Annotated in this window: 15 protein-coding genes; 5 read left to right on the forward strand and 10 right to left on the reverse strand. The window is 63.7% G+C overall.

Translation table 11 applies throughout. The features are described from left to right. The first annotated feature begins 23 nt into the window (after positions 1 to 23). Together A3E1_RS44335 and A3E1_RS0102615 are read left to right on the forward strand one after the other, a co-directional pair. The gene (locus A3E1_RS44335; protein WP_020519197.1) at positions 24 to 800 is read left to right on the forward strand and encodes a class I SAM-dependent methyltransferase; all 777 of its coding nucleotides are present in this window, start codon (positions 24 to 26) and stop codon (positions 798 to 800) included. A gap of 102 nt (positions 801 to 902) precedes the next feature. Beyond that, positions 903 to 1,313, forward strand: coding sequence for a VOC family protein (locus A3E1_RS0102615; protein WP_020519198.1), 411 nt, complete (start codon positions 903 to 905; stop codon positions 1,311 to 1,313). Positions 1,314 to 1,370: 57 nt separating this feature from the next. On the opposite strand, the gene A3E1_RS0102620 is transcribed toward A3E1_RS0102615, so the two are convergent. Further along, positions 1,371 to 2,033: a peroxiredoxin-like family protein gene (locus tag A3E1_RS0102620; protein ID WP_020519199.1), complete on the reverse strand. Its 663-nt coding sequence runs from the start codon at positions 2,031 to 2,033 to the stop codon at positions 1,371 to 1,373. A gap of 225 nt (positions 2,034 to 2,258) precedes the next feature. Between A3E1_RS0102620 and A3E1_RS0102625 the strand changes: the two genes are divergently transcribed. After that, the gene (locus A3E1_RS0102625) at positions 2,259 to 2,819 is read left to right on the forward strand and encodes a monooxygenase family protein (protein WP_020519200.1); all 561 of its coding nucleotides are present in this window, start codon (positions 2,259 to 2,261) and stop codon (positions 2,817 to 2,819) included. A 68-nt stretch (positions 2,820 to 2,887) separates the two neighbouring features. Here the strand turns inward: A3E1_RS0102625 and A3E1_RS0102630 are convergent, their stop codons facing one another. The 7 genes from A3E1_RS0102630 to A3E1_RS0102660 all read right to left on the reverse strand — a co-directional run bounded on the left by A3E1_RS0102630 (position 2,888) and on the right by A3E1_RS0102660 (position 9,538). Continuing rightward, positions 2,888 to 4,570, reverse strand: coding sequence for an MFS transporter (locus A3E1_RS0102630; RefSeq protein WP_020519201.1), 1,683 nt, complete (start codon positions 4,568 to 4,570; stop codon positions 2,888 to 2,890). 41 nt (positions 4,571 to 4,611) lie between these two features. Further along, on the reverse strand, positions 4,612 to 5,370 hold the full coding sequence (locus A3E1_RS0102635) for a DUF427 domain-containing protein (protein ID WP_020519202.1): 759 nt from the start codon (positions 5,368 to 5,370) through the stop codon (positions 4,612 to 4,614). Between the two features lie 104 nt (positions 5,371 to 5,474). Next, positions 5,475 to 5,879, reverse strand: a complete 405-nt coding sequence (locus A3E1_RS0102640; RefSeq protein WP_020519203.1) for a VOC family protein — start codon at positions 5,877 to 5,879, stop codon at positions 5,475 to 5,477. Between the two features lie 10 nt (positions 5,880 to 5,889). Continuing rightward, the gene (locus A3E1_RS0102645; RefSeq protein ID WP_020519204.1) at positions 5,890 to 6,231 is read right to left on the reverse strand and encodes an MmcQ/YjbR family DNA-binding protein; all 342 of its coding nucleotides are present in this window, start codon (positions 6,229 to 6,231) and stop codon (positions 5,890 to 5,892) included. Next, entirely contained in the window at positions 6,228 to 7,157 is a 930-nt protein-coding gene (locus A3E1_RS0102650; protein WP_020519205.1) for an acyl-CoA dehydrogenase family protein, read from the reverse strand. Before A3E1_RS0102650 ends, A3E1_RS0102645 begins: the two co-directional genes overlap by 4 nt. 9 nt (positions 7,158 to 7,166) lie before the next feature. Then, positions 7,167 to 8,321: an acyl-CoA dehydrogenase family protein gene (locus A3E1_RS0102655; protein WP_020519206.1), complete on the reverse strand. Its 1,155-nt coding sequence runs from the start codon at positions 8,319 to 8,321 to the stop codon at positions 7,167 to 7,169. A 17-nt stretch (positions 8,322 to 8,338) separates the two neighbouring features. Beyond that, positions 8,339 to 9,538: a cytochrome P450 gene (locus tag A3E1_RS0102660; protein WP_020519207.1), complete on the reverse strand. Its 1,200-nt coding sequence runs from the start codon at positions 9,536 to 9,538 to the stop codon at positions 8,339 to 8,341. 94 nt (positions 9,539 to 9,632) lie between these two features. On the opposite strand from A3E1_RS0102660, the gene A3E1_RS0102665 reads away from it, so the two are divergent. Further along, positions 9,633 to 10,883, forward strand: coding sequence for a condensation domain-containing protein (locus A3E1_RS0102665; protein ID WP_245571063.1), 1,251 nt, complete (start codon positions 9,633 to 9,635; stop codon positions 10,881 to 10,883). Positions 10,884 to 10,902: 19 nt separating this feature from the next. Then, positions 10,903 to 11,922, forward strand: coding sequence for an acyl-CoA dehydrogenase family protein (locus tag A3E1_RS0102670; RefSeq protein ID WP_020519209.1), 1,020 nt, complete (start codon positions 10,903 to 10,905; stop codon positions 11,920 to 11,922). Positions 11,923 to 11,966: 44 nt separating this feature from the next. On the opposite strand, the gene A3E1_RS0102675 is transcribed toward A3E1_RS0102670, so the two are convergent. Both A3E1_RS0102675 and A3E1_RS44340 read right to left on the reverse strand, forming a co-directional pair. Further along, the gene (locus tag A3E1_RS0102675; protein ID WP_020519210.1) at positions 11,967 to 13,190 is read right to left on the reverse strand and encodes a cytochrome P450; all 1,224 of its coding nucleotides are present in this window, start codon (positions 13,188 to 13,190) and stop codon (positions 11,967 to 11,969) included. Between the two features lie 150 nt (positions 13,191 to 13,340). Beyond that, the gene (locus tag A3E1_RS44340) at positions 13,341 to 13,907 is read right to left on the reverse strand and encodes a VOC family protein (protein ID WP_020519211.1); all 567 of its coding nucleotides are present in this window, start codon (positions 13,905 to 13,907) and stop codon (positions 13,341 to 13,343) included. Between the last annotated feature and the right edge of the window lie 24 nt (positions 13,908 to 13,931).

A 13,931-nucleotide genomic window follows, 5' to 3' on the forward strand; every position in this document is an offset into this window, starting at 1 on the left:
CGGGCACGCGGCAAGGGAGCGACATGCAGCCAGAACAATTTTGGGAGTTGGGTGACTACGCCACGGTCGGCGATAGGTGGGCAGATGCCGCGCGCAACTTGGCGAAGGAGACCGTCCTGCCCGGACACCGCGTACTCGATGTGGCTTGCGGCCAAGGACCTGCGGCCATCGCGGCGGCGGGCCTGGGCGCTAACGCGACCGGGCTTGACTTCGCCGCCGGTCTGCTGACGGTCGCGCGCAGGCGTGCGGACGCGCTTGGCCTTGGGGTGCAATGGATTCAGTCGGACATGACCGCTATGCCCGTGCCTGATGAGTCCTACGACCGGGTGCTGTCCGCCTTTGGCTGCATGTTCGCCAGTGACCCTGCGGCCATGGCACGCGAACTGGTGCGGGTGTGCGCGCCGGGTGGCGTCATCGGCGTGCTCGCCTGGCTGCCTGATAGCCCCTTCGGAAGCCTGAAACCCTTATTTGGCAAGTATCTTGGCGGTCCAGGTGGGCCACCGGTTGAGGCGTGGGCCGTGCCGGAACTGATCCGGTCAACCTTCGCGGGGCTGCCGGTCGAGCTGACCACTCGGGTCGACACTGTTGATGTCGTGTGGGATGACGTAGATCAGGCTTTGGATGAGGTGAGCACGATGGTGCCGGCGATAGTCGCTATCCGCCGGGTTCTGGCCGCTTCTGGAAGATGGCCGCAGGCCCAGGCTGATCTCAGAGCACTTTTCACGAGCGGCGGTGAGCAAACGAGTGCGGGGTTCCGGTTGCCGGTGGAGTATCTCACGACCCTCGCACACCATCGCTGATTTTCAGCCAGTGATGCCGTAGATGGTGTCATATTGGACAGTCTCTCCGAGTGCCCATAGGATCGGCGAATACCCGCAAATGCCCGCGACAGGGGAGGTTCAATGCTCAGCAATGCGATCATGCCCTACCTCACGTATGACGATCCGAAAGGGGCGATCGAGTGGTTGGGTAAGGCTTTTGGAGCCGAGAGAATTGATGTTGGCGATGAGGGCGAAGACGATATCCAGCACGCCGAGTTGAAGATCGGCAACGGGGTTGTCCTGCTCACGGCAACCGACGGCGGTGGCGCTCTTCCGATGCGCAGCCCGCAGCAGACCAGTTTTTCCAGCCAGGGCGTCTTTGTGCGCATTGAGAAAGCCGATATCGACGCGCACTATGAGCGCGCGGTCGCGGCTGGCGCGGAGGTCCTTTATCCCTTGCAGGACATGGGATATTACGATTCGCGTGAGTACACGTGCACAGATCCCGAAGGTCACCTGTGGAGTTTCGGGACCTACAACCCGGGCAAATAGTTTCGGTTTTGGCTGCTGGAGCAGGGTGTGCCTGCTCCAGCAGCTTTTCGTTGTGGGCTAAGCGGCAAGCCGCTCGAAGGCGGCCACGAGATCGTCTGGTTCAGTGCGCTGCCAGTGTGCGGGGTGCGCCTCGCTGAACTGAATGACGCCTTGCTGATCGCTGAGGATGACGGCAGGCATGGTCATGGACTTGCCGTCATCGCCGTTGACCTGGCTGAAGTCGAGGCCGAAGCTTCCCCAGACCCCGATGACCTCTTCGCTCATGGTGTAGACGAGGTTGAAACGGCGGGCATATTCGCTGCCACGGTCGCTTACCAGTGGGAAGGAAAGGTTGTTGCGGCGGATGGCCGCGCGCAGGCCCGGCATCGTCACCGGTGACACCGCGACGAGTTCGCCGCCGAGTTCCTTGATCCGCGGGTAGACCTCTTCGAGCGCTTCGAGCTCAAAGTTGCAGTAGTCGCACCAGATTCCACGGTAGAAGACGATCGCTAGCGGACCGCGCTTAAGGATCTCGTCAGAGGAGATGATCGTCCCCTTCTCATCCGGCAGGGCGAATGAGGGGAACTTCGCGCCAACCTCAGGAACGGTTTTGTGCTGGCCGCTGGCGATCAGCTGCTCAGCACCGCGATAGATGACCTCCAGATGTGCTGTCGTGATCGGAGGGACCTCACCCGCCTCTTGCTTTTCCTTGTATTCGGCCAAACGCTTGTTGAGGTTCACTTGATACGCCCCCACCCTTAGTCGTGTATTAGGTCCATTCCGACCATAAACGTACAGCGTGAAGAGTGTCAATGCGTCTTACTACCTGGGTATTTGCACGAAATTACGGCAAACGGCGGGTGTCGTGAGGTTCTGAAACACGTCAACATGCTTGTTGTGTCTGGCCAGGGAACGCTAGTGTTTGCACGTATTCGAGACGGGGATAGAAGAGAGGACGAGGACCGCATGGGCGAGACAGGCAAGCCACCAATCCGGCCCCGGATGACCGCGGAGATCGAGGGCGACTTCGCCGTCTTCATCACCGGCATGCGGATCAACAAGTACTGGAAGATTCACAAGTGGTATCCAAACTTCCGCGCGATGCGGAAGATCCTCATGAGCCTGTTCGGTGAGCAGGAAAAGAACGGTGCGCTCTGCGCGCACGCCTTCTGGAATCTGCGCGGTCCGTTGCTCATCGGCTATTTCCGCAGTGTTGAGCAGCTGGAGCGCTTCGCCAATGATCCGGACGCGCCGCACGCGAAGGTGTGGGCCGACTATTTCAAGCGCATGAAGAACAACGGAGACGTCGGCGTTTGGCATGAGACGTTTGTCGTGCGTGACGGCGAGTACGAGGCTGTCTACGACTACATGCCATCGGCTACGGGATTGGCGATGGGAACCTCTCACGTGCCAGTGGAGCGCCGTGGTGACAAAGCCGAGCAGCGCCGGGCGACCGGTGCGCGTTACGCGGGCCGCCACTCAGGCAAGGCCCCGGCCGACGACGACCAGCATGTGGCCGCGAGCTAAGCAGCCACTGGAACAACAAAGATCCGCGGCTCGCAGGAGCCGCGGATCTTTGTTATCACTGGATCTGGCTAGGCGCCGACCTTGCGGGGCAGGGTGAAACTGATCAGGATCGCGATGGCGAACATGCCGATCTGGAACAGCAGCGCCCGCTCAGTGGTGAAGCGGAACGCGTCATGGGTCGCGCCGTGCTGCCACTGGGCCTGAACAGTCTTTACCGCCGCGGCGGTCTTTTCGTCCAAAGTGGCCGTCACCGCGGCGCACTGTGGCAGGTCGGCCGCGGGGTTGGCCACGTTCATCCGTTCGGCGAAGCACGAGTGGATCGCCCCAGCCACTGTGTCCGCGGTGGTGCCAGAAACTCCTTGCTGCGCAAGCGATGCCCGAAGCTCGGCATCCCTGGCGCCGCTAACATCGGTGGCCTGCGCGTTGAGCACGAGGAAGAAGACCATGCCGCTGAGCGCGATGCCGATCACGGAACCGACCTGCTGAATCGTGTTGAACACACCCGAGGCCGAGCCAGCGTCGTTGGACGGCACGTCGTTGAGTGTGTAGGTCAGCAACGGTGCGAACGTCATACCCATGCCAGCGCCACCGATGATGAGGCCGGGAGCGAGCACGAGCGTGTTGATGTCGTCGTTGAGCCGGATCGCGCCGATCAGCAGCGCCATGCCGGCGATGAGCATGACCAGTCCTATTTGCAGGCCGAGCCGGCCGATGCGTGGCGTGATGAAGCGAGCCGACACGAAGGTGAACAGCGGGACGGCGAAGCCCCACACCACACCGGTCAAGCCGGCCGCGAGGACCGAGTATCCCTGGCCGATCTGCAGGTACAGCGTGTTAATCAGGAAGAACGGCATGACGCCGGCCATGAAGAACAGTGAGACCGCGAGCCCGCCACGGAAAGAGCGGTGGCTGAACAGGGAAAGCGGGATCAGAGGCGATTCTGTGCGGCGCTTCTCCGAAATGATGAGCCCGGCGAAAGCCAAAACAGCCGCACCCAGGCTGATGAACGTCCACGTCGGCCAGCCCAGCTCGCGTCCCTGAATCAGCGGGAAGACAAGCAGCAGCATGCCCAGGCCAACCAAAATGGCGGCTTTGATGTCGAGACTCTTGGCATTGTCTGCTTTGGACTCGGGGACCAGCCGCGCGGTGATGAACAAACAGGCCACGGCGATGGGCAGGTTCACCAGGAAGATCGTGCGCCAGGTCAGGCCCGCGATGTTGCTTGTGGTCAACAGGGCGCCCACGATCGGGCCACCGACGGTGCCGACCGCGAAGATGACGCTCAGTGCGGAGAAAGCCTTGCCCCGGTCGTTGGGCGGGTACATCACCTGCAGGATCGCCAGCACCTGCGGAACCATGAGCGCACCCATGCCGCCTTGCACAAAGCGGGCGATGATCAGCTGCTCTGGTGCGAAGGCGAGCCCGGCAGCCAGTGACGCCAAGGCGAAGCCGGTCATACCAATCATGAAGATCTTCTTGCGGCCGTAGATATCACCGAGGCGGCCACCGGTCACGAGCATCGTGGCGAAGGCGAGGGTATAACCGCCGACCATCCACTGCATGTGGGCGGCGGTAGCACCGATCTCTTCCTGGATCGTAGGCAGGGCAACGTTGACAATGACAATGTCGAGCAGATCCAGCAGTAGTCCCAGCAGGATCGCTACCAGCGCGACTGTCCGCCTCCTACCGCCAATCGGGGTGGGTGGCGTAACCGGCGCCTTGGCGGCGGCCGCCTTGGTAACTTGGGTCATAGCCCGGCCTTTCATATCAGGTTAAAAGGGGGTTGAAAGCTTTAAGACCACGGCGTTATTGGCCTGGCCTGCAACTGACCGTCGACAACAAGGTCGCATCGCTCGTTGAAGAATGATACAAGAGCTTCGATCTTAGGGCATTCAGGTACCGGGTACCGGTACATCCACGCGACATCGCGCACCGTCTCGTTTCCAAGCTCCGCTGACCAGTACGACGCCATGCCCTTGTATGGACATTGCGTGACTGTCCGGCTTGGACGAAGCAGGTCCATATTCACATCTGAGGTCGGGATGTAGTACCGGATGGGAAGCCCGGTCTCGAAGAGCAGCCGTGGCCGGCGGGAGTCGGCCAGAACGTGGCCGTTGAGTTCGACCCTGATGTGCCGTGAGCTGTGCAGCACGTCGATGCGGTGATACGGGCTCTTGGGATGGACGAAAATCTCGTCATCCTCCTCGTACCAGGAATCGAGGGCCTGCCACCGGAAAGCCACCATGTCGCGTAATGCGGCTAACTCGGGCACCGGCTCGATCAGGCTCCACGCGCCTTCCTCGATCACCTTGCCCGCGGTCCTAATAGACCAGACGCGGGTCATCCCGCGGGAGGTTTCGTGATCGGGCTTGCCTGCTGCGATCAGCAGGTCTGGCGCGAGGTCAGACGGCGGGAAAAAGTAAACAGGCAACCCGTCAGGAGGGATCATTAGCATGGTCCCAAGCGAGTCGACAATCACCTGCCGATCCAGCATTCCGCGCACTCGGCGGGGCCAAGACTCGGCGATCAGAGGTGGTTCGAAGACGACCATTCCCGCATACTACCGTCGCCTTTACTAGTGTTGTCTACAAATACTCGCTAATACGAGTGATGCTGGCACCCGTGGGGCGCCAGCATCACTCGACGTCAAGACGACTACTTGGCGATGTAGGAACCAAAGGACCAGTAGTGCCCTTCGAGGTCACGCACACCGAAATCACGTGCGCCGTACGGCGCGTCGCGCGGCTCGTAAACGACGGGGGCTCCGGCCGCGACCGCTCGCTTGAACTGTTCGTCCACTTCGGCCGGTTCGCCGACGTAGAGGTAGACACCCTGGTTGAGTCCCGGAAGGTCAAGCGGGCTAAGCATAATGACCGCGCCGTCTTCGACCGCGCTGCCCAGCTGCAGTGAGGCAAGCCCGCGCCAGCTCAGCTCGGCGTGCACGATGGTGCCGTCGACTTCCGTGGTGTCGTATGACTCGAAGCCGAACGCGTTGATCAGCCAGTCGTGAGCCGCGCGGACGTCGCGGTAGCGCAGAAACGGGATGAGCGGTGAATACATATGGTTCTCCTCATTCGGCCTCGTCGAATTCCTTAAGCAACTTCTTCGGCGCGACACCGCGCCAGGCATCGGTGATCAGTTCACGCAGCTGCTTGGGATCGGCGGTCTCGAGCTTGACGACGGTCCAGCCCTGCTTTCCCCAGGCACCGCTCGCGGGGGAGAAGGTCTCAGGATCCTCTTGCAACAGTGCGGCCTGCTCAGCCGGGCTGATCCGCATGCCCATGTGGCCCGGCTTCGGCAGGGAGCAAAAGATTTTGTTGCTCACCCTGAAGTCGATCGTGGTGAAATGGCTGCCCTGGTGGGCGCCGGGCATGGACAGGGCGATCTCGGCGACGGCCTCGGGGCTGATCATGACTGCGGGCTCCTCTCGAGCAAGACTGAAGCAAGCGACTCGAACGGGTCGGCTCCGAAAGGATCGTAAGCCTGCAACCACAGCGCGCGGCGCATCCAGTGATGCAAGGGGTGTTCCCAGGTGACACCCATTCCGCCAAGGGTTTGGATGGCGATCTCGCAACTGCGCACGGCGGCTTGGCGGGTCGTCGCCAGAGCACACCACAGCGCTTCGTCCAGTTCGCCGTCTTGTGCTGACGCACCTGCCAGCCATGCGGCCCGGTAGGCCAGCGACCGGGCCAGTTCCAGCTCGACATAACCGTCGGCCAGCTGGTGTGCCACAGCCTGAAACGAGCCGATCGGGCGGCCGAACTGTTCCCGCACTTTGGCGTAGTCGACGGCGAAATCCATGGCACGCGCGCCGACACCGACCGCCTCGCAGGAGATCAGGACTTGCACCCGCCGCCGTACCAATGTCATCACGCTGGCGTCGGCGAGCCGGGTGCCTTGTGCGCTGTCGAGTTCGATGCGTGCCATGCCCCGGTGCTGATCGAGGCTGGCTTGTTCCTGGACACGCACGCCTGGCTGCTGTGTCGGCACTCCGAAGACGCTGTCGCCAGCGACGAGCACCAGCCGCTGCACGTTCGCGCCGTCGGGCACGAACGACGCGTACCCGGAAATGGCTGATCCCTGGGCGGAAAACTCACCACTGGCCAATGTGGACGGTCGAGGCTCGAATAGGGGTGGTGGCAGGGCGACCGTGCTCCACCACGGGGTGGGGTTGAGGGCGTAGCCACCTTCCTGGGCGAGCAGGCCCAGCTCGACCGAGCCCAGGTCCTCGTCGAGCCAGCCTTGCTTGCCCAGCTCTTGCCAGGTTCCGCCGGAGGCGAGCAGCCTCCGGGCGGAGTGGGCGATCTCGCGCTGTGTGCCGGTAAGAGAAAAGTCCATCGCGCCGTGCTACCTCGATCTGGGAAGGCCGAGTACGCGCTCGGCGATGATGCCGCGCAGGATTTCCGATGTCCCGCCCTCGATGGTGTTGGCGCGGCTGCGAAGGCGCATCCGCTGCCAGTGGCCTTGCCACGGCGAATCCTCGCCGTCGAGTGCGGCCGCTGGGCCGAGCAGCCGCAGCGCGAGGGTGCAAAGCCGTTGGTGGGCAAGCGACCACTCAAGTTTGAGGACAGAGGATTCAGCCCCGGGCTGGCCCGTGGCGGCCAGAGCTGACAGCGCCCGGTATCCCGTGTAGCGCAAACCCTGCAGCCGTGCGTAAAGTTCGGCGATCTCCCGGCGGACCAACGGATCGTGCTGCTTGCCGGTTTCGCGGACCGTTCGCAACAGCCGCTGGAACTGCACTGTCAACCGCGCGGTCAGCGTGATGCCAAAGGTGCCGCGTTCATGAGCCAGTGTCGAAAGGGCGACACCCCAGCCGGCCCCGGCCTGCCCGACGACGTTTTCGGCTGGGATCGCCGCCTGCTCCAGGATGATCTGGTTGAAGTCGCTGTCGCCGGAAAGCTGGCGCAGCGGCGAGATCTGTACCCCGGGGGCTCGCATGTCGAGGATGAAACAGGTCAGGCCCTGGTGCTTGGGTTCACTGGGCCCGGTGCGCGCCAACAGCAGGCAGTAATCAGCCAGGTGGGCGTAGGAGGACCAGACTTTTTCTCCGCTGACCTCATAGCCGTCGCCTGTGGGTGTGGCACGGGTGCGCACGGAGGCCAGGTCCGAACCCGCGTCGGGCTCGGAAAAGCCTTGGCAGAAAAGGATATCGCCGGACAAGATGCCGGGCAGGAAGCGTGCCTGCTGCTCAGCTGTGCCGTGGGCGATGAGGGTGGGGCCGACCATGTTCATGCCGATGACGTTGAGGTGATCTGGTGCGCCCGCCAGGGCACTTTCCTCGGCGAAGATGGCTTGGTAGCTAGGGGAAAGCCCGCGCCCCCCATAGGCGGCGGGCCAGGTCAGCCCGGCATAGCCAGCTTCGTGTAGCTCCTTGCTCCAGGACCTGAGTTCGTCAAGGCTCCACTGGCGTTCGGTGGCCTGCGACTCTGGCAGTCGCGTGCGCAGCCATCCGCGCAGACTGTCGCGAAAGGACGCCTCTTGCGGGCTGTCTCGCAGATCCATGCCATGCCTCCCCGCGCCTAGGCCGGCGTAAGCCGGACCGGCACGCGTTCATACGTGCGGAAGTTGAAGCGCGGGCGCCGTTGTGGTGCCGCGGCGGGTTCGAAATCCGCGACACGGGCCAGCAGCCGGTCGAGGACAGCCGCTCCTTCGGCGCGCGCTAACGCGGCTCCGACACACTTGTAGCTGCCTGCCCCGAAGCTCAGATGCGGGTTCGGGTCACGCCCGATGTCGAAGTGATCTGGGTCGGCGAAGCGTTCGCTGTCGCGGTTGGCCGAGCCGACAAGCAGAAACAACACCCGTCCGGGGCGGACAGTCTGGCCGGCGACGTCGATCGACTCCAGCGGGCTGCGCATGGTCACCTGAATAGGCGCCTCGAAACGCAGCATCTCCTCCACCGTGGAGGCGATCAGGGTGCGGTCGGCGCGCAGCCGCGCGAGCTGTGCGGGTTCGGACATCAGCTGGACGATGCCGTTGGAAACCATGCCCATTGACGTTTCGAAGCCGGCGTAGAACACGGTGATGGCGTTGTCGACGATCTCTGGGGGAGTCAGTTTTTCCCCGTCTGCTTCGGTGGTGGCCATCCGGCTGAGCAGGCTGTCGGGTTCTGGCCCGCGTTTGAGCAGATCCGTCAGGTATTCGCGAAGCCAGCGCAGGGCGGCTGCCGCGTCATCAACGTCCTTATCGGACAGGAACGCGACATCGCTGAAGGCGCGCACCAGGGTCGCGGCGTGCGGCCAGAGCACCTCGCGTTCCTGTGCCGGCACGCCGAGCAACTCGCAGATCACCATCAGCGGAAACGGCAGGGCCAGGTCGGTGACGATGTCCATCTCGCCTTTTGCCAGTGGGGCGTCCAGCAGATCGTCGACAAGCGAGGTCATGTGCGAGCCGAGGCGCTTTACCAGGCCGGGGCTGAACGAGCCGACAAGGACCTTGCTGGCCAAGCGGTTGCGCTGCCCGAGATTCTGCCCGGAAAGGAACGCGCTGAGCTCTTCATTGCCGACCGTGTAACGGTAATAGGCCTCAGGCAGAGTCTTGGTCAGGCGCTGATCCTTGAGCAGGGCCGAAACTTCCTGGTACCGCGGCACGATCCACTGCCCGGGCCCGCCGCGCAGGATCGGCCCAGCCTCGCGCATCGCGGCGTAGGTGGGAAACGGGTCATCGACGAGCGCGGGATCGCGCACATCGAAGGCGACCTCGCTGGATCGCACGACCGTCATCGCCGTCTCCTCGTGTGAGCGAGTGTCTTCAAAAGATACGAGTACATACAAGCACAGTATTCCCACAAATACGAGTCTGGAGTAGCGTCGATGCGTGCGAGAGTTACCGGCCTCAGTGGGGCAGCGCCTCCTATGGCTCATGGATCACTACCGTGGGCGGGAAAATTCCCTCAACGAGCAGGTGCTGTGGCATCTGCGTGAGAAGTGCGACGCCGAAGCTCTGCGTGTGGCGATCGAGCGGCTTACCGAGCGGCACGAGTCGCTGCGCACGACCTTCACGGTGAAGGCACGGCAGCTCAGGCAGATCGTGAACGACGCGAGACCGGTCGAGCTGCGCCACGTCGATGTTTCGGCCGAACCGGACCCTCGGCGGGCGGCGCGTGACGTTATCGCCGCGGAGTTGCGAGACCCGATCGACGCCGCGGTCTGGCCCACCCGGGCCACGCTGATTCAGATCGCCGCCGACCATTTCGTCGTGGTGCTGACGATGCACCACTACGTCAGTGACGACTGGTCAAACGCTCTGCTGCAGCGTGACTTGCGGGCTCTCTATCGAGGCGAGACGGATCTGCCCAATGTGGACTGGCAGTACGCCGATTGGTCCGACTGGCACCACGGTGTTCTCGACGGTGAGCAAAGGGCCGCGCTTTCGGAGTACTGGTCCGGTCACCTGGCCGGTGCCACGTTGCCAGCGCTGCCGGAAAAGGCTTCGGTGCCCAGATCAGCTGGCGAACCGGGCTGGGTTTCCTGCGAAGTGACCATCAGCAAAGAGGTCACCGCCGGGCTGCGCAAGCTGGCGCGCGAACACCGGGCCACGTTGTTCCCGGTCATGCTCGCCCTGTTCTACAAGGTCTTGCACGAGCTCACCGGCCAGAATGACCTGACTGTCGCCTCGCTTTTCGCCAACCGCCGGCCCGAAGTCCGGGAGACTGTCGGATTCTTCGTTACGATGGTGCTGTTGCGGTGCCGTGTCGACGGCGACACAAACCTGGTGCGCCAAGCCCGCGACGCGGTGCTCAACGGCATGCGCCACTGCGATCTTCCGCTGCAATTGCTGCCGCCCGGCACCATCGAAGGCCCGGGACGCACCGACGACATCATGTTCCAGCTGCTCGGCTCGTTCATGACCCGGGCCGATATGGAAGGTGAGGAACTCGACGACCTGGAGGCTCAGCTCGAACGGCGCCGGTTCGCCCTGGAATTCGTGGTGGTGCCGCAGGGAGAAGGGCTCAACGCGCTCGTGCTGTGCGACCGTGACCGCTTCGATCCGGAATGGGCGCGCCAATGCGTGCAACGTTATGCCGCACTTGCCGAAGCCGTGGTGCGGCAGGAAATCAAGCTGTGAACATGAGAGGGAGTTCTTCATGACCGCTGGCACCTTCACCTCCGCCTCGTTGCGCGAGGCCCAGCGCATCGCCGACGAGGTGCTCTTCCCCGCGGCGCTGGCGGTCGACGCCGACGGCGCTGTCCCGGCGAGCCACCTGAATCTATTGGCGGAAAAGGGTTTCTACAGCCTTGCCGCGCCACCGCCGCTGGGCACCCTCGACTTGGGTGACTTCTCCGACGCACGCACCGTCGTCGAGTTGATCGCCGGAGGCTGTCTCACCACAGCGTTTGTTTGGGTGCAGCACCACAGTGCGGTGATGGCGACGGCCAACACGGGCAACGATCATCTTCGCGAGAACTATCTGGCTGCCTTGGCCGCTGGCAAACGCCGGGCCGGCCTGGCGATTGGCGCCGCGGTGCGCCCTGGCCCGCCGGTGCTGCGCGCCAAAGCGGTTGATGGCGGATATGTCTTTAGCGGCGAGGCGCCGTGGGTGACCGGATGGGGTTCGGTCGACACGCTTTACACCGCCGCCCGCGACGACGAGGACATGCTTGTCTTCGCTTTGATCGACGCGGTGGAAGGCGCCACGCTCAGCGTTGAGCCGCTGCAGATGGTGGCCGTGCAGTCCAGCCGCACGGTGACGGTCCGCTTTGATAACCACTTCGTGCCAGCCGAGCGGGTCAGCGGTCTCGTGCCGCATGCGGCCTGGCTGGAACGGGAGCCGGAGATGCTGCGCTTCAACGGTTCGCTGGCGCTGGGTGTGGCAGGGCGGGCCATTAGCATGCTGTCTGACGGCGCCATGGTGTCCGAATTGGACAGTGTGCGCCGACAGCTCGGAAACGCGGCCCCGCAGGATGTTGCCGCGGCAAGGGCCGCCTGCTCGGAGCTGGCGATGCGTGCGGCGACCGCTCTGGCGGTTCACGACGGCAGCCGTGCTGTGCTGATGGATGGGCACGCGCAACGGCTGGTGCGTGAGGCCACGTTCTTGCTCGTGTTCGGGTCACGGCCATCGATTCGGGCCGCGCTGTTGCAGGAGCTGGCAAAGCCGCGCCACTGAAAGGTTTTTGCAGACCGGGAGCGCGGTGTGCGCTCCCGGTTTTGTCACCTGGAAACAGATAGCGGCAGGTGCTCAAACGAGCGCAGGCTTCCGTGCCTGCGCCGCGTCGCGGTGCCGTCGTGTTCGATCGCCGTGAACCGCACGGCGAGGGTCTGGAAAACCAGCTCGCCCATCAGGCGTGCCAGGGCGGTGCCGAGACAGTGATGCAGTCCGCCGCCGAAGCCGACGTGCGGGTTGGGGGAGCGGGTGATGTCCAGCTCGCCGGCGCGTTCGAAGGCCGCTGGATCACGGTTGGCCGCGCCCAGTAGCAACATCACCGAGCGCCCGGTGCGAATCTTGATGCCGCCGATCTCGATTGGCTCGCGGGCGACGCGGATGGCGTTCTGAATAGGGGAGTCAAAGCGCAGGAATTCGTCGACGGCGGTGCGCACGAGCGATGGATCCTTGCGCAGCAGCGCCATCTGGTCAGGATAGGCCAGCAAGGCCGCACACCCGTTGGAGATCAGGCCCATCGTCGTTTCAAAGCCGGCGTGGAAGAGGAAGAGCAGATTATCGACAATTTCGTCGATCTCTATCCGTTCGGCCGCCGGCTCAGCGGCATACATCTGCGCGAGATTTCCATTTGGTACTGGTGATGCGCTCAGCAGGAGATCGGCGATGTATTGACGCAGCCACACCACAGCCTCGTTGACCTCATCTAGTTCGCCTGGGCCCAGGTTGGCCGCGTCGAACACTTTCGCCAGGTCGATGACGCGTGGCACCACATGGTCACGGTCCTCGTCAGGCACCCCGATGAGGCGGCAAATCACGGCCACTGGCAACGGCACGGCGAGCTCGGCCGCGATATCGAGGCGGCCTGAATCCATCGCGGGCGTGAGCATTTGATCCACTAGTGCCTGGACGCTGCCGGTCATGGCCCGGATCACTGGGGTGCCCAGGGCTTTGCCGACGAAACGCCGCACGGCGGTGTGACTCGGTGGGTCGGCGGTCAGCACGATGCGGCCCGGGAAGGTCGAGGCTGGCCCGTGGCCTAGCGTCAGGCGAATGAAGTCGGGCGGAAAGTGGCTCGCCAGGCGGGGGTCGCGCAGCAACGCCGAAACCGCTTCATGGCGAACGATGAGCCATTGGCCGAACTCTCCGCGCACCACCGGGCCTTGCTCGCGCAGAGCGGTGTAGTGCGGGTAGGGATCGTCTGAGCTGGCCAGATCGACCGCCTGGATCCGTGGCCGCGCGGCTGCCGTTTGATCCGTCTGTGCTGGGCTGCTCACGCATACCTCCTATGAAGCGGAGCGTGCATCGCATCGACGCTATCTACTGTGTTCTCCAGATACAAGTAGAGACGACGAAATACGAGACAGGCGGAAGGCCGGTTCCCGGGCGCGGGAACCGGCTTGTGGATCGGTGCGTGGTGTTGCCGGTCAGACGGGGACGACGGTGGCGCTCGCTGTCGGGACGGCCGTCAGCGCTTCGTTGAGCTGCCAAGGCTGACCGAAGGGGTCCACGACGCAGGCGAGGCGCCGGCCAAAAGGCATGGTGGTCGGTGGCTGCTGGATGGTGGCTCCGGCGGCAACGGCCCGGTCGAAAGCGGCATCGGCACTGGCCACCATGATGATGGGGAAAGTGCTTGCACCGCCTAGGGTGGAAGCGGCCAGGAACGTCTTGCTCGCGTCCTCGCGGCCGATGTACATCTCGCCGCCGCCAACACTGACGGTGGCGTGATAGGCCCCGCCGCTGTCGGTCAAGCGCAGCGTCTGGGTCGCCCCGAACGCGGCGCGCATGAACGAGACGACAGCGTCGACGTTCTTGGCCGCGACATAACTGAACACGCCTGTGGGCTTAGACGTCGCCGCGACTGCTGGCTCGGCAAGAGCTAGCGCACCGGCGGACAACGCCCCCGCGCCGGTGATGCCGCCGACGCCGAGCAGTTTGAGCAGAAGCCGGCGGGTATGCCCGATGCCTTGCTGGGGTGGGGTTTGCTGGCTCATGGTGCCTCCGTGGGGATAAGAGAC

Source organism: Catelliglobosispora koreensis DSM 44566 (assembly GCF_000379685.1).
GTDB classification, from domain to species: Bacteria; Actinomycetota; Actinomycetes; order Mycobacteriales; family Micromonosporaceae; genus Catelliglobosispora; species Catelliglobosispora koreensis.

Coding starts and splice junctions, on each gene's coding strand:
- A3E1_RS44335 (WP_020519197.1), top strand. CDS start 24: ATGCAGCCAGAACAATTTTGGGAGTTGGGTGACTACGCCACGGTCGGC.
- A3E1_RS0102615 (WP_020519198.1), top strand. CDS start 903: ATGCTCAGCAATGCGATCATGCCCTACCTCACGTATGACGATCCGAAA.
- A3E1_RS0102625 (WP_020519200.1), top strand. CDS start 2,259: ATGGGCGAGACAGGCAAGCCACCAATCCGGCCCCGGATGACCGCGGAG.
- A3E1_RS0102630 (WP_020519201.1), bottom strand. CDS start 4,570: ATGACCCAAGTTACCAAGGCGGCCGCCGCCAAGGCGCCGGTTACGCCA.
- A3E1_RS0102635 (WP_020519202.1), bottom strand. CDS start 5,370: ATGGTCGTCTTCGAACCACCTCTGATCGCCGAGTCTTGGCCCCGCCGA.
- A3E1_RS0102640 (WP_020519203.1), bottom strand. CDS start 5,879: ATGTATTCACCGCTCATCCCGTTTCTGCGCTACCGCGACGTCCGCGCG.
- A3E1_RS0102645 (WP_020519204.1), bottom strand. CDS start 6,231: ATGATCAGCCCCGAGGCCGTCGCCGAGATCGCCCTGTCCATGCCCGGC.
- A3E1_RS0102650 (WP_020519205.1), bottom strand. CDS start 7,157: ATGGACTTTTCTCTTACCGGCACACAGCGCGAGATCGCCCACTCCGCC.
- A3E1_RS0102655 (WP_020519206.1), bottom strand. CDS start 8,321: ATGGATCTGCGAGACAGCCCGCAAGAGGCGTCCTTTCGCGACAGTCTG.
- A3E1_RS0102660 (WP_020519207.1), bottom strand. CDS start 9,538: ATGACGGTCGTGCGATCCAGCGAGGTCGCCTTCGATGTGCGCGATCCC.
- A3E1_RS0102670 (WP_020519209.1), top strand. CDS start 10,903: ATGACCGCTGGCACCTTCACCTCCGCCTCGTTGCGCGAGGCCCAGCGC.
- A3E1_RS44340 (WP_020519211.1), bottom strand. CDS start 13,907: ATGAGCCAGCAAACCCCACCCCAGCAAGGCATCGGGCATACCCGCCGG.